Origin of the sequence: Mesoflavibacter zeaxanthinifaciens subsp. sabulilitoris (assembly GCF_014191595.1) — a bacterium.
Taxonomy (GTDB): Bacteria; Bacteroidota; Bacteroidia; order Flavobacteriales; family Flavobacteriaceae; genus Mesoflavibacter; species Mesoflavibacter zeaxanthinifaciens.
The window spans coordinates 162,415-177,672 of record NZ_JACHWV010000001.1; the positions used below are offsets into that span (position 1 = coordinate 162,415).

Annotated in this window: 19 protein-coding genes; all 19 read right to left on the reverse strand. The window is 31.7% G+C overall.

Features of this window, described 5'->3' with window-relative positions; genetic code table 11:
- Positions 1-68 precede the first annotated feature (68 nt).
- The 19 genes from FHS04_RS00715 to arsB all read right to left on the reverse strand — a co-directional run bounded on the left by FHS04_RS00715 (position 69) and on the right by arsB (position 15,256).
- The gene (locus FHS04_RS00715) at positions 69-1,373 is read right to left on the reverse strand and encodes a cryptochrome/photolyase family protein (RefSeq protein WP_106678277.1); all 1,305 of its coding nucleotides are present in this window, start codon (positions 1,371-1,373) and stop codon (positions 69-71) included.
- A gap of 72 nt (positions 1,374-1,445) precedes the next feature.
- Positions 1,446-1,907, reverse strand: coding sequence for an SRPBCC family protein (locus tag FHS04_RS00720; protein WP_027878706.1), 462 nt, complete (start codon positions 1,905-1,907; stop codon positions 1,446-1,448).
- Between the two features lie 31 nt (positions 1,908-1,938).
- Positions 1,939-2,400 carry a TspO/MBR family protein gene (locus tag FHS04_RS00725; protein ID WP_106678275.1) on the reverse strand — a complete coding sequence of 154 codons (462 nt, stop codon included), beginning with the start codon at positions 2,398-2,400 and terminating at the stop codon, positions 1,939-1,941.
- Positions 2,393-2,563 carry a Lacal_2735 family protein gene (locus FHS04_RS00730; RefSeq protein ID WP_036226876.1) on the reverse strand — a complete coding sequence of 57 codons (171 nt, stop codon included), beginning with the start codon at positions 2,561-2,563 and terminating at the stop codon, positions 2,393-2,395. The genes FHS04_RS00725 and FHS04_RS00730 overlap by 8 nt, the downstream gene beginning before the upstream one ends.
- A gap of 4 nt (positions 2,564-2,567) precedes the next feature.
- Positions 2,568-3,107: a glutathione peroxidase gene (locus FHS04_RS00735; protein WP_106678273.1), complete on the reverse strand. Its 540-nt coding sequence runs from the start codon at positions 3,105-3,107 to the stop codon at positions 2,568-2,570.
- A 5-nt stretch (positions 3,108-3,112) separates the two neighbouring features.
- Positions 3,113-3,796: an SDR family NAD(P)-dependent oxidoreductase gene (locus tag FHS04_RS00740; RefSeq protein ID WP_106678271.1), complete on the reverse strand. Its 684-nt coding sequence runs from the start codon at positions 3,794-3,796 to the stop codon at positions 3,113-3,115.
- 2 nt (positions 3,797-3,798) lie between these two features.
- The gene (locus tag FHS04_RS00745; protein ID WP_027878710.1) at positions 3,799-4,020 is read right to left on the reverse strand and encodes a hypothetical protein; all 222 of its coding nucleotides are present in this window, start codon (positions 4,018-4,020) and stop codon (positions 3,799-3,801) included.
- Positions 4,021-4,023: 3 nt separating this feature from the next.
- The gene (folE, locus tag FHS04_RS00750) at positions 4,024-4,719 is read right to left on the reverse strand and encodes a GTP cyclohydrolase I FolE (protein ID WP_106678320.1); all 696 of its coding nucleotides are present in this window, start codon (positions 4,717-4,719) and stop codon (positions 4,024-4,026) included.
- A gap of 58 nt (positions 4,720-4,777) precedes the next feature.
- Positions 4,778-5,056 (reverse strand): TIGR03643 family protein, encoded by a 279-nt coding sequence (locus FHS04_RS00755; protein ID WP_106678269.1) that lies wholly within the window; start codon positions 5,054-5,056, stop codon positions 4,778-4,780.
- Positions 5,049-5,483, reverse strand: coding sequence for a hypothetical protein (locus FHS04_RS00760; protein ID WP_027878713.1), 435 nt, complete (start codon positions 5,481-5,483; stop codon positions 5,049-5,051). The genes FHS04_RS00755 and FHS04_RS00760 overlap by 8 nt, the downstream gene beginning before the upstream one ends.
- A gap of 106 nt (positions 5,484-5,589) precedes the next feature.
- On the reverse strand, positions 5,590-7,074 hold the full coding sequence (locus tag FHS04_RS00765; protein ID WP_106678267.1) for a cryptochrome/deoxyribodipyrimidine photo-lyase family protein: 1,485 nt from the start codon (positions 7,072-7,074) through the stop codon (positions 5,590-5,592).
- Entirely contained in the window at positions 7,074-8,606 is a 1,533-nt protein-coding gene (locus tag FHS04_RS00770; RefSeq protein ID WP_106678265.1) for a cryptochrome/photolyase family protein, read from the reverse strand. The genes FHS04_RS00765 and FHS04_RS00770 overlap by 1 nt, the downstream gene beginning before the upstream one ends.
- Before the next feature lie 3 nt (positions 8,607-8,609).
- Positions 8,610-9,920, reverse strand: a complete 1,311-nt coding sequence (locus FHS04_RS00775) for a DASH family cryptochrome (protein WP_106678263.1) — start codon at positions 9,918-9,920, stop codon at positions 8,610-8,612.
- A complete protein-coding gene (locus tag FHS04_RS00780) occupies positions 9,893-10,030 on the reverse strand; it encodes a DUF2256 domain-containing protein (protein WP_205619335.1) in 138 nt (45 codons plus the stop codon). Before FHS04_RS00780 ends, FHS04_RS00775 begins: the two co-directional genes overlap by 28 nt.
- 4 nt (positions 10,031-10,034) lie before the next feature.
- A complete protein-coding gene (locus FHS04_RS00785; RefSeq protein WP_106678259.1) occupies positions 10,035-11,459 on the reverse strand; it encodes an SDR family oxidoreductase in 1,425 nt (474 codons plus the stop codon).
- Between the two features lie 34 nt (positions 11,460-11,493).
- Positions 11,494-12,129, reverse strand: coding sequence for a flavin reductase family protein (locus tag FHS04_RS00790; protein WP_106678257.1), 636 nt, complete (start codon positions 12,127-12,129; stop codon positions 11,494-11,496).
- Entirely contained in the window at positions 12,129-13,442 is a 1,314-nt protein-coding gene (locus FHS04_RS00795) for an ABC1 kinase family protein (RefSeq protein WP_106678255.1), read from the reverse strand. Before FHS04_RS00795 ends, FHS04_RS00790 begins: the two co-directional genes overlap by 1 nt.
- Positions 13,443-13,453: 11 nt before the next feature.
- Positions 13,454-14,113, reverse strand: a complete 660-nt coding sequence (locus FHS04_RS00800) for a TetR family transcriptional regulator C-terminal domain-containing protein (protein ID WP_106678253.1) — start codon at positions 14,111-14,113, stop codon at positions 13,454-13,456.
- 96 nt (positions 14,114-14,209) lie between these two features.
- A complete protein-coding gene (gene arsB, locus FHS04_RS00805; protein WP_106678251.1) occupies positions 14,210-15,256 on the reverse strand; it encodes an ACR3 family arsenite efflux transporter in 1,047 nt (348 codons plus the stop codon).
- Positions 15,257-15,258 lie beyond the last annotated feature (2 nt).

A 15,258-nucleotide genomic window follows, 5' to 3' on the forward strand; every position in this document is an offset into this window, starting at 1 on the left:
TAATTAATTCCTAAAAAAATAAAAAGCATCTAATTTTAATTTAGATGCTTTTTTATTTAATGATTTTTCTAGGATACCGCTTCTTTGTAAACTTTTAAACAGCGTTCTCTAGCTTCTTTATGATCTACAATTGGCTTAGTATATTTTTGGTCTTGATATTCTGGAACCCATTTTTTTATATACTTATGTTCTTTATCAAACTTATCAATTTGTGTGGTAGGATTAAAGATTCTAAAGTAAGGCGCTGCATCTACACCAGATCCTGCAACCCATTGCCAGTTACCAACGTTGCTTGCCATTTCGTAATCGTGTAATTTTTCAGCAAAATAAGCTTCGCCCCAACGCCAATCTATTAATAAATGTTTGCATAAAAAACTACCAACTAACATGCGTACACGGTTGTGCATAAAACCAGTTGCGTTTAGCTCGCGCATACCAGCATCAACCAAAGGGTAACCTGTGTTTCCTGTTTTCCAAGCTTCAAACTCTTCTTTATTATTTCGCCATTTTATGTTATCGTATTTAGATTTAAACGCATTGGTTTGCGTTTTTGGATAATGCCATAAAATTTGCATAAAAAACTCTCGCCAAATTAACTCTTGCCAAAAGATTTCGTTTTTTTCTGCAATTGCCTTTTTAACCATTTTACGCACACTTACGGTGCCAAATCGTAGATGCGGACCAAGTTTTGAAGTCGCGTCTTTGGCAGGAAAATTTCTTTTGTCTTCGTATTCTTGGATTAAAGTTGGTGTTACTGTGTAATCTGCAATTTTTTGTGAAGACGTTTTAAATCCCATGTCAGAAAGCGTTACGTTTGGTAATCTTGTGTTTTTTACCAAATTGTCTAAATACTCGTTAGTGTAATAGATGTTGAGGTCGTAGTTTTTAAAGTTTTCTTTCCAAGTACGCATGTATGGTGTGTAGACAACGTATGGATCGCCATCTTGCTTAACAACTTCGTCTTTTTCAAAGATAACTTGGTCTTTAAAGGTTTTAAAATTGATGTCATTTTCAGATAAGATGGTTTCAATTTCTGTATCACGTGTTTTGGCATAAGGCTCGTAATCGTGATTGGTGTAAACCGTATCTATTTCGTAATCTTCAACTAACTGTTTAAAGACTTCTTTTGGTGTACTATAATATATTGCAATACTACTGTCACGTTCATCTTGAAGTGTATTTCGCATGCTTTGCAACGTATTAAAAATGAAAGTTACTCTTGCGTCATCTTCTGGTAATTCGTTTAAAATTTCTTTATCAAAAATAAAGATTGGTAACACAGGTTTATCTACTTTTAGAGCATTGTAAAAGCCTACGTTATCATCTAATCTTAGGTCACGTCTAAACCAGAATATATTTAAAGGTTGTTTCATTTATAAGTAGTTGAAGTATTTAAAGTGTCTAAATTTAGAATTGTTTAAAGTTAATGTTTTTTGACTTTTTGATTAAAATTTACCAAATAGTTCTTCTAGTTTTTTGGTACGATAATCAAAGATTTCTTTAAGCTTTGGTTTAACTAAAATAGGATGCACTAATTGTCCTAAAATGCCCATTGGGATTTTGTAATCTATAATGTCTTCCATTTCTACGCCGCCATCAATTTCTTTAATAAAATGCTTGTGATGCCACAGTGAATATGGTCCAAAACGTTGTTCGTCTACAAAATATTCACCATCAATAACATGAGTAATTTCCGTTACCCATTTTGTTTTAATCCCTAAAACTGGTGTGACAATATATTGAATGATTTGACCTGCAAACATTGGTCTATCTGCTCCAGAAAGTATATGAAATCCCATATAATCTGGCGTGATGACTTTTAAGTTTTTAGGGTCTGACAAAAAATCCCAAGCTTCTTGTTTTGTGATTGGTAAATTTTGTTTTTGATGTAATCTGTATATTTTCATAGCTTAAGTTTTTCCACGAAAGTGAAATCTTTTAATTATTTATTAGAATGTAAGCATTTAAAGATGTAGCAATTAGTAACCAAATCATATAAGGTAATAGGAGTAAACTTTTGGTTTTCATTATATTTTTAAAGCTGAAAAAGATGTAAAAAACAACAATAGTTAGTAGTATTATCGTAATTAACCCTAATAAAATTAAATGTTGGTTGAAGAAAATGAAATTCCAAATAATGTTTAAAAAGACTTGAATACTAAAGGCTATTTTAATGTTTTTAGAGCTTAATTTAGAAAATAAGTATGTTAAATAGATAGAAAAACACACCATAATAGTCGTCCAAGCTACACCAAATAGCCAGCCTGGTGGCGTCCATGGTGCTTTATTTAAATTAAGATACCATTCTGATGTTGGTCCGTTATTCATCAATAAACTACCTAAGCCTAAACTACCAATATTTATAAAAAGGAAGAATAAAAATCTTTTAAGATTATTCATTTTTTAAGGATTCAATTTTATTCATAATAGCTTCTGCTTCTGCGTACACTTCATCACTTTTAGATCTATTGGTAGTTGAAAGTTTATGCCACTTTTGCATTAGTTTTTCGTATTTTACTTGTAGTTTTTCTACTTCAGATTTTGATTTAAAAAGTCCAAACATTTTTTTACTTTAAATATTTTAAAATTTTATTGCTTTTTGGGGATGTTACCGAAAGAAAATAATCTATTAACTGTCCGTCTGGACCCACTAAATATTTTTGGAAATTCCATTTTACTTTAGAATTTTTTATTCCATTTTTTTCTTTCTGGGTTAACCAAGCATACAAAGGATGTTTGTTTGTGCCTTTTACTTCAATTTTTTCTGTCATTAAAAACGAAACTCCGTAATTAGCTTGGCAAAAAGACATAATTTGGTCTTTATTTCCAGGTTCTTGGTTCCCAAATTGGTTACAAGGGACGCCTATTATTATAATTTTATCACCATGGGTATCATGAAGGTTTTGTAAGTCTTCATATTGAGGAGTAAATCCACATTTAGATGCAACATTTACAAACAAAATGTGTTTGCCTTTAAATGCTTTAAAGTCTATTGGTTGTCCTTGTAAGCTATTAATGTTTATATCGTAAATAGAAGTTTGCTTTTGCAAATCTGATTTACTTGAAACAGTACATAATGTTAACAAAAAGGCTTTTAAAACATTCATATACTCTAAATTTTAAAGCTTACAATACCACAATCTAAATCAAACACTTGTCCAGAGATAGAAGATGCTTTATCAGAACATAAAAATGTAGCCATATTTGCGACATCTTCTGGTTGTAAATATTTTTTTAGAGGATGACGCTCTCGCATATTTTCTTCTTGCTTCTCGTTACGCAAAAGTTTTGATGCTAAATCTGTGTTAGTCACAGTTGGTGCAACTGCGTTTATTCTAACAGTTGGTGCCAATTCGGCACCAACAGATTTTACTAAACCTTCAACAGCACTTTTTGATGCAGCAACGCTTGCGTGAAAAGGCATACCTAACTTTGTAGCAACAGTACTAAATAATACAACAGAAGGGTTATTCCCTTTCTTTAAAGAATCTGTGTATTTATGTAACGCTTTTACGGCACCAATGACGTTGATCTCAAAATCGGCTCTAAAATCGTCTAATTTTAAGCGTCCAATAGGTTTTAAATTGATACTTCCGGGACAATAAATTAGATGATCTAAATGGTCTATTTCTGGTAAATCGTCAGTTAAAATATCACAAGAATGATGGGTTAGATTTTCGTGAGAAAAATCAGGTTCATTTCTGCTAATATTTGTGACTTTATGTGTGTCTAAAAAGCTTTTAGTAATGGCTTTGCCGATGCCTTTACTTCCGCCAATAATAACTAAATGATTCATGTTTATATAGTTACAGTTGTTGGTAAACGTTTTTCTACTTTACGTTTTATAGCGGTTAAGCGTTTCATTAAATCCATGATTTTTTCGTCTTTCTTTTTCTTATAAATTTGATTTAATTCTAAGATTAAAGACTTTGCCTGTCTTGATAATTTTACACGATCGCTAGTAGATAAAGATCTTAAACTAGTTTGCTCAAACTCTAATGCTTTTTCAATTGTACTCATAGCTTATTGTTTTAAATAGTTTTGTAATTCTGAGATTTTTTGTGGATTGGTAAATTGTCCACTATAAAAAGTTGTAACCGTAGCAGAAGTATCATCCTTTACGCCTCTTGATGATACACAAAGATGTTTAGCATCTATGATAACAGCTACGTCTTCTGTATTTAAAATTTGTTTTAAATCTTCGCCAATTTGATTAGTTAAACGTTCTTGTACTTGAGGTCTTTTTGCATAATATTGTACAATTCTGTTAAGTTTAGAAAGACCAATTACTTTTCCTGAAGATATGTAAGCTACGTGGGCTTTACCTATAATTGGAACAAAGTGATGCTCGCAGTTAGAATAAAAGGTTATATCTTTTTCTACTAGCATTTGGTTGTACTGATATTTATTATCAAACAAAGCTATTTTGGGCTTATTGGCAGGGTTAAGTCCAGAAAAGATTTCTTCAACATACATTTTTGCTACACGTTTTGGTGTACCTTTTAATGAATCGTCGGTTAGGTCTAAACCAAGCACATCCATAATTTCTTCAAAAAGAATAGAAATACGTTCTTTTTTTTCTTCATCAGAAATTTTAAACGCATCTTTTTTCATTGGTGTTTCTAAACTGGTAAATAAATGATCATCACCAATGTCTTCAATAGAAAATCCATTTAATTTGTGTCCGTTGGTTGGAGTTACTAATTTTTCTTTATTCATAGCATCTTTTTTAATTGCTGTTTTCAATAATTGAAACAAAGCAGATTGGTTGTTTTATCTAACGTTTAGATATTTTATTGTGTGTAATTTGTTTTTGTCTACTGCATTTAAATCTTCCATTTTCAAAAGATCTAAGTTTTTGATGTTTAGTAGCTCTTCCTTGTACACGTTTGCGCCAAAGTCTAAAACTACTAGGTTTCATCTCTCTACGCATAAGATTTATGACTTCTTGTTCTTTTAATCCAAACTGAAAGGCAATAGCATCAAAGGTAGTTCGATCTTCCCAAGCCATTTCAATAATTCTATCAATTTCTCTTATCGTAAAATTCTTATTCATTATATGGTATTGTTGAAAATTGACTATCAAAATTTATTTTTTGATCTAATAGCTTTTTAAAAAATTGCTTATTTTCTTTAAAGGTTTTATTTTTTCTAAAATGAATAAATTTTCCATCTGCATGTATACTTGCGCCATTTGTTTTATAAATTACTAGTTTATAATATGGAATAACCCAAGCAAAGCGTTGTAATCCTTTACCAATATGAATTAAAATTCCTTTTGGTCTTAATTCAATACTACCGTAATTTATATCGTTAACTAAATTAACTATGGTATGTAGGTTAGGACTAACCTCGTCAATTATCATACGTTTAGAACCGATACCTTTTAATTTTATAGCTTTAATAAAAGAAAAAGGCTTACCCACCAAATTATTAATTTGTTTAGTAATTTCTTTATCGGTATATGAAGTGTTAAAAAGCAATAGTTAAACTTTAAGATTTTAATCAAATTTACAAAATGTTTAACCTTTTAAAAAATAAGTTAAACAATATTTAACATATTATTTTTTGATGCATAATAATTAAAATCTATCGTTTATTAAGCATTTTTGTACGGTCGTTTAAAGTATGTCGTTTTAAAATGCGATAGCTTTCTTGTTTTACTATAAAATCATCTTTAAGTCCCCATAATATATCACTAGCTTTTTTACGTGTTTCTTTTTCATTTACAATAGGGTAAGGATAGTGTTTACCTAAAATGAAGCCTGTAAGTTGTTGATCAAAATAAGTTATTTCACTCGGGTTATGTAATAATGGCGCTTCTAAATTAGCTAATTCAGGAACCCATTGTTTTATAAATTTACCTTCAGGATCGTGCTCCAGACTATTTTTTAATGGATTGTAAATGCGTAACATATTAATTCCCGTTTCGCCCGCTTGCATTTGTATTTGCGGGTAGTGTATACCAGGTTCGAAATCCAAAAATAAACTCGCTAAGTGTTCGCTTAAATCTTGCCAAGGTTGCCAAAGATTATGAGTGAAAAATGAAACCACTAAAGCGCGCATTCTAAAATTTAAATAGCCCGTAGTATTCAAGCAACGCATGCAAGCATCTACTAACGGAAAGCCTGTTTTGCCTTCTTTCCAAGCATTTTGAAATTCAACGTTTACAGGTTTTTCAAGTTGATGAAAGCCTTTATTCACACTTTTAAATTCCATAGTATGTTCCATTTCAAACTTCTGAATAAAGTGTGCTTGCCAGCGTAAACGTGATACAAATGCGTTTAAATAACGCCTGTTTTTACCTTTTTCTCTTTCTATTGAAGCAGTATTAATAACTTGTTTTATGGATAAATTACCCCAAGCAATGTAAGGCGATAATCGGCTACAACCTGTTCTGGCTTCTAAAGGTTTCGAAATATGAAACATGTAGTTTTTATAGCGATTATTGAAAAAAGACTGCATGTATTTTATTCCTGTTGTTGTGCCACCTTTCTGAAAATTTTTGTTGTGAATAGTTTCTGTTGAAATGGTTTTAAACTGAAGTTCTAATGCTTCAACTGAAGCAATACTTAATAACTGATTTTGTTTTGGCTGAAACTGAAACTCTGGTTGCATCATAAAATGATCCCAATCTTCAAACCAAGTGTTGCGGTTTCTAAGTCCGCGTTGTACGCCATTATTACTATTTTCAATCCAATTTATATGTTGAGTTCGGCAAAATTCAGCGAAAGCGATATCTCTTTTAAACGTTGAAAGAATACCTGTTTCCATGTGAGAAAATACGTGTGTTATATTGAATTGTTTTTGAAGTTGTCCAATCGTATTTTCTATTGAATTATTAACTACTAAAACTTTGGAATTATAAGGTTTTAATTGAAAGTTTAAATCTTCTAAAGACTGTTTTATAAAATCCCAATGACGTTGGCTGTAATGTTTATCTTGAAGTAAAAAATCCTCGAAAGTGTAGAGGAGAAGCAGGTTTTGGTTGGTGTTTATGGCGTTGGTAATGGCTTCGTTATCTTGTAAACGAAGGTCGCGTTTTAACCAAACGATGCTAAGGTTGTTTTTCATTAAAAATTGTCAGGATTTTCAATTATACTTTGTGCACGTTTTTTGATGTTTACAAGTTGGTCTTTATCCATTTTATCAAGTAAACTGTACATCATTCCCATACGACGATTATTGCCTAAAATACTGCGTTTGTCATCTAAAAAATTCCAGTATAAGCTGTTAAACGGACACGCTTTTTCGCCTAATTTTTCCTTTTTATCATAATAGCAATCGTCACAATAATTACTCATTTTATTAATGTAGCTTCCGCTAGAAACGTAGGGTTTTGTAGCAATTTTTCCACCATCAGCAAATTGGCTCATGCCACGTGTGTTGGGTAATTGTACCCATTCTAAAGCATCAACATAAATACCTAAATACCAAGCATCAACATCGTCTGGATTTATTTGTGTAAGCAACGCAAAATTACCAGTCACCATTAAACGCTGTATGTGATGCGCGTAACCATTGTCAAGACTGTTGATTATGGCATTTTTCAGGCAGTTCATTTTGGTTTTTCCTGTCCAATAAAATTCAGGAAGTTTGTTGGTGTTTTCCAAGTGGTTTTCGGTTTTGTAAACTGGCATTAAAGCCCAATACATACCACGCATATACTCTCGCCAACCAATAATTTGACGAATAAAACCTTCAACTTGAGAAATGTCAATATTGTCACCATGTTTTCGCCAATAATTTAAAACGGTATCCACAATATTTTTAGCTGAAATAAGCTTGATATTCATCGCAAAAGACAGTCGCGAATGGAATAAATACACTTCGTCCGTATGCATGGCATCTTGATAATCCCCAAAATGAATGAGCAGTTCTTCACAGAAATATTTAAGTTGATCAAGCGCTTGTGCTCTGGTAATTGGATAACTAAACGTTTTAGTATCAAACTTGCCAATGGTTTTGATATCGCTGTTTTTGATTAACTCAACAATGTCTGAAACGTCATTTTTAAAATATTTGTAAGTCGGAATTTGATGTTCGCCTTTCCATTTGTTGCGATTGCTTTTGTCGTAGTTCCATTTACCGCCTTCAGGTTGTTTTCCAGCCATTAAAATGTCGTGTTTTTTACGCATATCGCGGTAAAAATTCTCCATTAAATATTGCTTTTTTCCTTTAAAAAAAGCTTTTAAATCCTCGCGTTCTGTGTAAAAATGTTCTGTTGAAAACGCTTCAGATTCAATATCTAAAGACTTGCAAAACTCTGACAATTGTTGGTCTAAACGATACTCGTCTGGTAATTGGTATTCAAACTTTTTAATGTCGTGTTTTTTGATGAGTTGTTTTAAATTTTCTACTAAATCTTGCGTGTTGTTTTTATCGTCTAGTTTGTAATAGTCTACGTTAAAATTGTTGTCTTTTAAGTGATTTGAAAACGCACGCATTGCAGCAAAAAAGCCAATTATTTTTTGAATATGATGCGTTACATAATCGGTTTCTTGGCGCATTTCAAATAGACAATACACTACATTTTTATCGTTGGTTTTATACCAACTGTGTTTGCTGTTTAATTGATCGCCAAGTATAAGTCTAAGTGTTTTCATATTCTAAAATAAAGTGTCTTGCAACCACAAGCGTTGGTATTTACCGTTACTATCGTAGCGATCGGCTTGAAGTTTGACGTTAAATTTTCGGTCCCTTGGATCATTACCAACTCCAGCAACATACATCCAGTTACCGTAATTGCTATGCACATCATAATCGAGAAGTAAACTCTCAAAATACGCTGCACCAATGCGCCAATCTAATTCCATGGATTTTGCAAAATAACTCGCTACATTTTGTCTACCACGATTACTCATCCAACCTGTTTTTTTAAGCTCGATCATGTTAGCGTTTACAAAAGGTTCAGACGTTTTACCGTTTATCCAATCGTTAATTTTTTGCTGATTTTTAGACCAGTCGTAATCTTTGTTTAAAATTCCGCCGATTTTAAAAATCTGATAACCAAATTTTAGTGACACATATTTAAAATAGTCGCGCCAAATAAGCTCAAAAATTAGCCAATAAGTAGAATCGTTTTTAAAATGTGCTTTCTCAAACTGCTTGACTTTGTAATAAATATGTTTTGCAGAAAGACTTCCGTTAGCTAACCAAGGTGAAAATTTGGAACTAAAATCTTTACCAATCAATCCGTTACGAGTCTTTTTATAAACGCCTAATTTTTTAGTGTTGAAAAAATAATCTTCCAAACGTTGCAAAGCTTCAGTTTCTCCTCCTTTAAAAGGAAACGCTGAATTTGGATGCACTTCAAAATCTATAAAACCTAAATCAGAAAGTGATGGAATTGAAGTTAGGTTTTCTATACTTTCTTTATTTACTTTTTCTGTTGATGAAGAAGTTTCTTGTCTAATTTCACTTCTTTTTTCACAAGCTTTTCTAAATTCGGTGAAGACTTTAGGTAGTTGTTTTATATTGAAAGGAATATCCTCTGGATGGTATAAAAACTGACTGTAACTTGTTGAAATTTTTATATTTTCAGGCAACTTTTCTTTCACATTATTAAACACATCAACTTCTTCTTGCGTCCATTCTACTTGTAAAAAAATATGGTTGATTTGATAGTTTTCTACCAATTCTGGAATACAATTTTCAGGTTTTATGGTATAAACGAATAATGGAATATTAAGTAGAGCTAGATTATTCTTTAAATCGGTAACGGTTTCTATTAAAAATTTAGCTCTGTATTTTTCGGTTTTTTTAAAGCCAAATTGATCTACTTCAAATTGTCTTGGATCAAAGCAATATAAAGCGATAACACGATTATTATTGCCAATAGCATTTGCTAATGACGCGTTATCGTGAATTCTTAAATCGTTTCTAAACCAAACTAGGCTTGTGTCTTGTTCTTTCTGCATTTTTCGCTACAATATTTTACGTTATCCCAATTTTTCTCCCATTTTTTTCGCCATGTAAATGGTAGTTGGCAAACGGGACAAATTTTTGTTGGCAAATGTTGTTTAGCTATTCCTCTAGGCATTGGCTAGTTTATTTATCATTCCGTTAAAAATAAATCCATGAAACGGTAAAACACTATACCAATAGAGTCTTCCCCATAGACCGCGTGGTCTAAAGGTAGCGCGTTGGTAAACTTTACCTTTTGCGACTTGAAACTCTAACCAAGCTTCGCCAGGTAATTTCATTTCGGCAAAAAGGATAAGGCGTTTTTGTTCTTTATCGGCTAATAATACGCGCCAAAAATCTAAGGCATCACCAGTTTTGATGTCGGTTTTATTGGTACGACCACGACGTAAACCAATTCCACCTACTAGTTTGTCTAAATAACCTCTAATTTTCCAAAGTGTAGTACCGTAATACCAACCATTTTCACCACCAATAGCCCAAATTTTTTCAAGTGTTCGGTTTTCATCTTTTACTCGTCGTTCTTTGATATCTTTAAAGCATCCAAATTTTGGAACTTTAAGGTATTTGGTTGATACTCTTTTTTTGTTTCGGCTACTTATAAAAGCGTCTTTCCAGCTGGAGATAATTTCATTTCCTTCAATTTTTACAAAAGCGACTTCTACCGCTTGTTTGTATGTCATTGGTTTTATTTCTAGAAATTGATTGATATTACTTTTTTCTCCTATAATTTCAATACCCATGCTATTTACTAAAGAAGAGGCTAATTTGTAAGATGTTGATGTTACAAAATATAGCCAGTAGCTTGACAGTTTTGGCGTCATTACCGGAACTGTAATAATGTATCTTTTTAGTTTTCTTATGCTGGCAAACTGCAATAGCATTTGCTTGTAGGTCATAATTTCTGGACCAAAAATATCATGAGATGTGTTGTACAATTCTTGTTTATCAAGTCCTTTGGTTAAAAACGCTAAAACGTCTCTAATACCAATAGGTTGCGTTTTGGTATTTAGCCATTTTGGCGCAATCATTACGGGAAGTTTTTCGACTAAATCTCTAATAATTTCGAAACTTGCGCTACCAGAACCAACAATAATTCCTGCTTTAAAAACGGTTAATGCGTAGTCATTAGATTTTAAAGTGTCTTCTACGTTTTTTCTGGATAATAAATGTTTTGAGAGTTTGGTGTCGTTGGTAATTCCGCTAAGGTAGATAACTTGTTTGACGTTAGTAGTTTCGATATAATTTTTGAAGTTTAACGCACATTCTTCTTCTAACTTATGAAACTTGTCTACAGAATTTGACATAGAATGTATCAAATAATACGCAGCATCTATGTCTTTAGGAATGTTTTGTAAGGTATCTGGTTTTAAAAAATCGGCTTCTACAACATGAAGATTTTCTTCATCTGAATATGCTTTTTCCGTACGTAATTTTCCGCGTACAGCGCAAACTACCGTATGACCTTGATCTAAAAGTAACGGAATAATACGCTTACCAATGTAACCTGTTGCTCCTGTTACTAATATTCTCATAGGTTTTGGTTTTTTTGTCTATAGATAATTACATTTATTGATTGTTAGCTAAAGATGTTTTAGGTCTTTGGTATTCTAAGCGTTTTTCTAGAGTAGGTATGGAGTAAGTGTCTAATCCGTTAATAGTTGCAATTTCTGCTTTAGATAGGTTAACAAAGCCATCACTTTCTAATAAATTATCATTGATGAAAAGATTTTCAATTTCACCTAAAACAAGAATAGTATCGTTTTCTTTGATGAAATACTCTTGAACAAATTTCATTTGAAGCTGAACTGGCGCATCTTTTACAAAAGGAGCAAAACATTCATTTTTATATTCTGAATTGAGATTAGTCACTTCAAATTCTGAAATATTAGCATCGTATTTAGCAGATGTGTGATGCGCATCTTCAATTATTGATTTATGAATATGATTAATCGTGTAAACACCAGTCGTTTTGATGTTCTCGTAAGTGTTGCGTAAAACGGTTGTTGGTCTGCAAAAAAAGCCTAAAAGCGGCGGATTGCTACCAACGTGCGTTACCGAACTAAATACTGCAACATTCTCGATATTATCCTTAGATTTTGTGCCAATTAGATTAGCGCTTTTAAATCCAGAGACACTATTTATAAGATTAATGCGGTATAAATGATGCATTTCTTCGATATGTTTTTTACTGAAATGCTTCATTATTTTAAATTTTGAAAGTTATTGATTTTGATGTCTTTAGCTTTTAAATCGAACATTAAATTGTACAATCCAAAAAACGTACGGTTAATGTAAATAAAATGCTTAGATCCGCGATTACCGTTCATTTTTCTTAATTCAGTGCTTTTACTGTAGCGTTGTCCCATTTCTGAAATAGCATTGAAAAATTCAGGATCAGAAAAATCAAAAGTATCCACATGAAAAGGTTTGGTGAATAGGCTTAACAATTCATGAAACATTGCAGAGAAGAAGTCTAATTCTTCTTTACTATCATCTTCTCTTAATATTTCTAATTCGAACATTTTTTTAGTAAAAATATCTTTGTTTTCAAGACTTTCTTTTTTTGCCAATTCAAAATATGGTGTGTAAAAATCTTCAGGCACTATTTTCATACAACCAAAGTCTAATGCGATAAGTTCGCCATTTTTAGACACTAAAAAGTTTCCGGGATGCGGATCTGCGTGTACTTTTTTAAGCACATGCATTTGGTACATATAAAAATCCCATAGTGCTTGACCAATTTTATTTGCTACTTCTTGATTGGTATTGTGTGCAGTAAATTCAGAAAGATGTTCGCCTTCCATCCAATCCATAGTAATGATACGTTCTGAAGACAAATCTTCGTAATACTCAGGAAATTTAAGGTTAGGAATGTGTTTACATGCATTTACAATTTCTTTACTTTGCTTAACTTCTAGTATGTAGTTTGTTTCTTCTACTAATTTATTTTCGACTTCTTTAAAGTATTTATCACTATCTTTTCCTTTAATATTGAACATTTTGATAGCGATAGGTTTAACCAAAGCCAAATCGCTAGAAATGCTTTCTGCGACACCAGGATATTGAATTTTCACAGCAAGTTTTTTCCCATCCTTTTCTGCTAAATGCACTTGTCCAATACTAGCTGCATTAACCGAATTAAGATTGAAGGTGTCAAAGATTTGACTTGGTAATTGACCGAAATATTTTTTAAAAGTCTTCTTAACTAAAGGCGCGGATAATGGCGGCACAGAAAATTGTGCTAACGAAAATTTTTCTACATAGGCTTGTGGTAAAATGCTTTTTTCCATACTAAGCATTTGAGCTACTTTTAAAGCACTTCCTTTAAGTTGTTTTAAACTGTCGTAAATATCGTCTGCGTTGTTTTTATTTAAACGTTCTTTAGCTTCAAGCTCTGATTTTGTAAGCTTATCACCATAATATTTTAGGTAATTAACACCAACTTTAGCACCTGTAGATACTAATTTGGTTGCACGAGATATTTTTGAAACAGGTATTTTGTCTATAGTTTTCAATAGAATGAGAATTAAGAGTTCATTTGAAATTTTTCTTTATAAATAAACTTTCCGAAATCTATTAGGCTTTTTATTGGAGCAACGTCTAATACATCAAAACTTGTATTAACAGATTTTTCTATGAAAATATCTGTTTTTTCGAAAGATGGAGACGTGTCATCCATCCAAAATTTAATGGTTAATAATAATTGCATCCAAGCAGATTCTTTTAAACTTTTTTGTTGAAGTTTATCAATTTGCTCCTGTTTAGTTTCGATAAGCTCTATACCTAATTCTGAAATGTAGTGCGTAAAGTGCGATTTTAAATCTTTTAAAACCACATAGTTTTTTAGCTTGTTTTTATGCTGATTAAGTGCATAAACCACATAGCTTCTGTTAGCTGTTAGGTTTTCGAAAAAAGTAAAGTAAAAACTTAATAGTTTATTTCGAGGTTCGAAATTTTGGTAATCTTCGCTAGCATGTAATGCAGTAATTGTATTATCATAAAAGGCTTTAAAAATACCTTTTTCTATAGCTTCAAAATTACCAAAATGCTCGTAGAATTTAGCTTCTTCAAAATTGTTTTCTTTCGAAAAAGCATAAACAGATTTAGGTTGTTGGTTATGTTCTAGTACATAATCCATGTAAAATGAAATGATGTTACTAGCTGTTATATTTTTCTTTTTTGCCATTACTGTGAAATTTAATAGCGTAAAGATACAAAATGTTTAACTTATTTTTTAAATAGTTAAACAAAATTTAACAACCTAAATCTGTTTAGTTTAACTTTATTTAGACAGATAATATTTTTTTCTTAGCCAAAATGCCACTTTAACTAATAAAATAAGCGCAGGAACTTCTACTAAAGGTCCTATAACACCAGTAAATGCTTGTCCAGAGTTTAATCCAAATACCGCAATAGCGACCGCTATAGCGAGTTCAAAATTATTACCAGCAGCTGTAAATGCAATAGCAGCATTTTTATCGTATGTTGCGCCCATAGCTTTACTTACAAAGAAACCTATGATAAACATTACAATAAAATAGATAAGTAAAGGAAGTGCTATAATTAAAACATCTTTTGGAATTTGTACAATTAATTCGCCTTTTAAAGAGAACATTACAATTATAGTAAACAGTAATGCTATTAATGTAATAGGAGAAATGTTAGGGATAAACTTGGTCTTATACCAATCTTCTCCTTTTAATTTGACTAAAATAGTTCTACTTAATATACCAAGTAAAAAAGGAATCCCTAAATATATAGCAACGCTTTCTGCAATTGTTGAAATGGAAATATCTACAATTGCACCTTCAAAGCCAAAATAAGGCGGTAAAACAGTAATAAATAAGTAGGCATAAAAACTATATCCTAATACTTGAAATACACTGTTTAAGGCTACTAATCCTGCTCCGTATTCGCTGCTACCTTCTGCTAAGTCATTCCAAACTAAAACCATAGCAATACATCTAGCAAGACCAATTAAAATTAGTCCAACCATGTACTCTGGATAGTCTTGTAAGAATATGAGAGCCAAAATAAACATTAAAACAGGACCGATAATCCAGTTTAACACTAAAGAAATAGATAAAATTTTTACATCTTTAAAAACCTTAGGTAATAAAGCATAATTAACTTTTGCTAAAGGTGGATACATCATTAAAATTAACCCAATTGCAATAGGAATATTAGTTGTACCACTACTGTAATTATCTATTTGTTTAGGAAAAGATGGAAAAAAGTATCCAATACTTACGCCTAATAACATTGCAATAAAAATCCACAAGGTTAGATAACGGTCTAAAAAGTTAAGTCTTTTTTTTGAGGTTGACATTT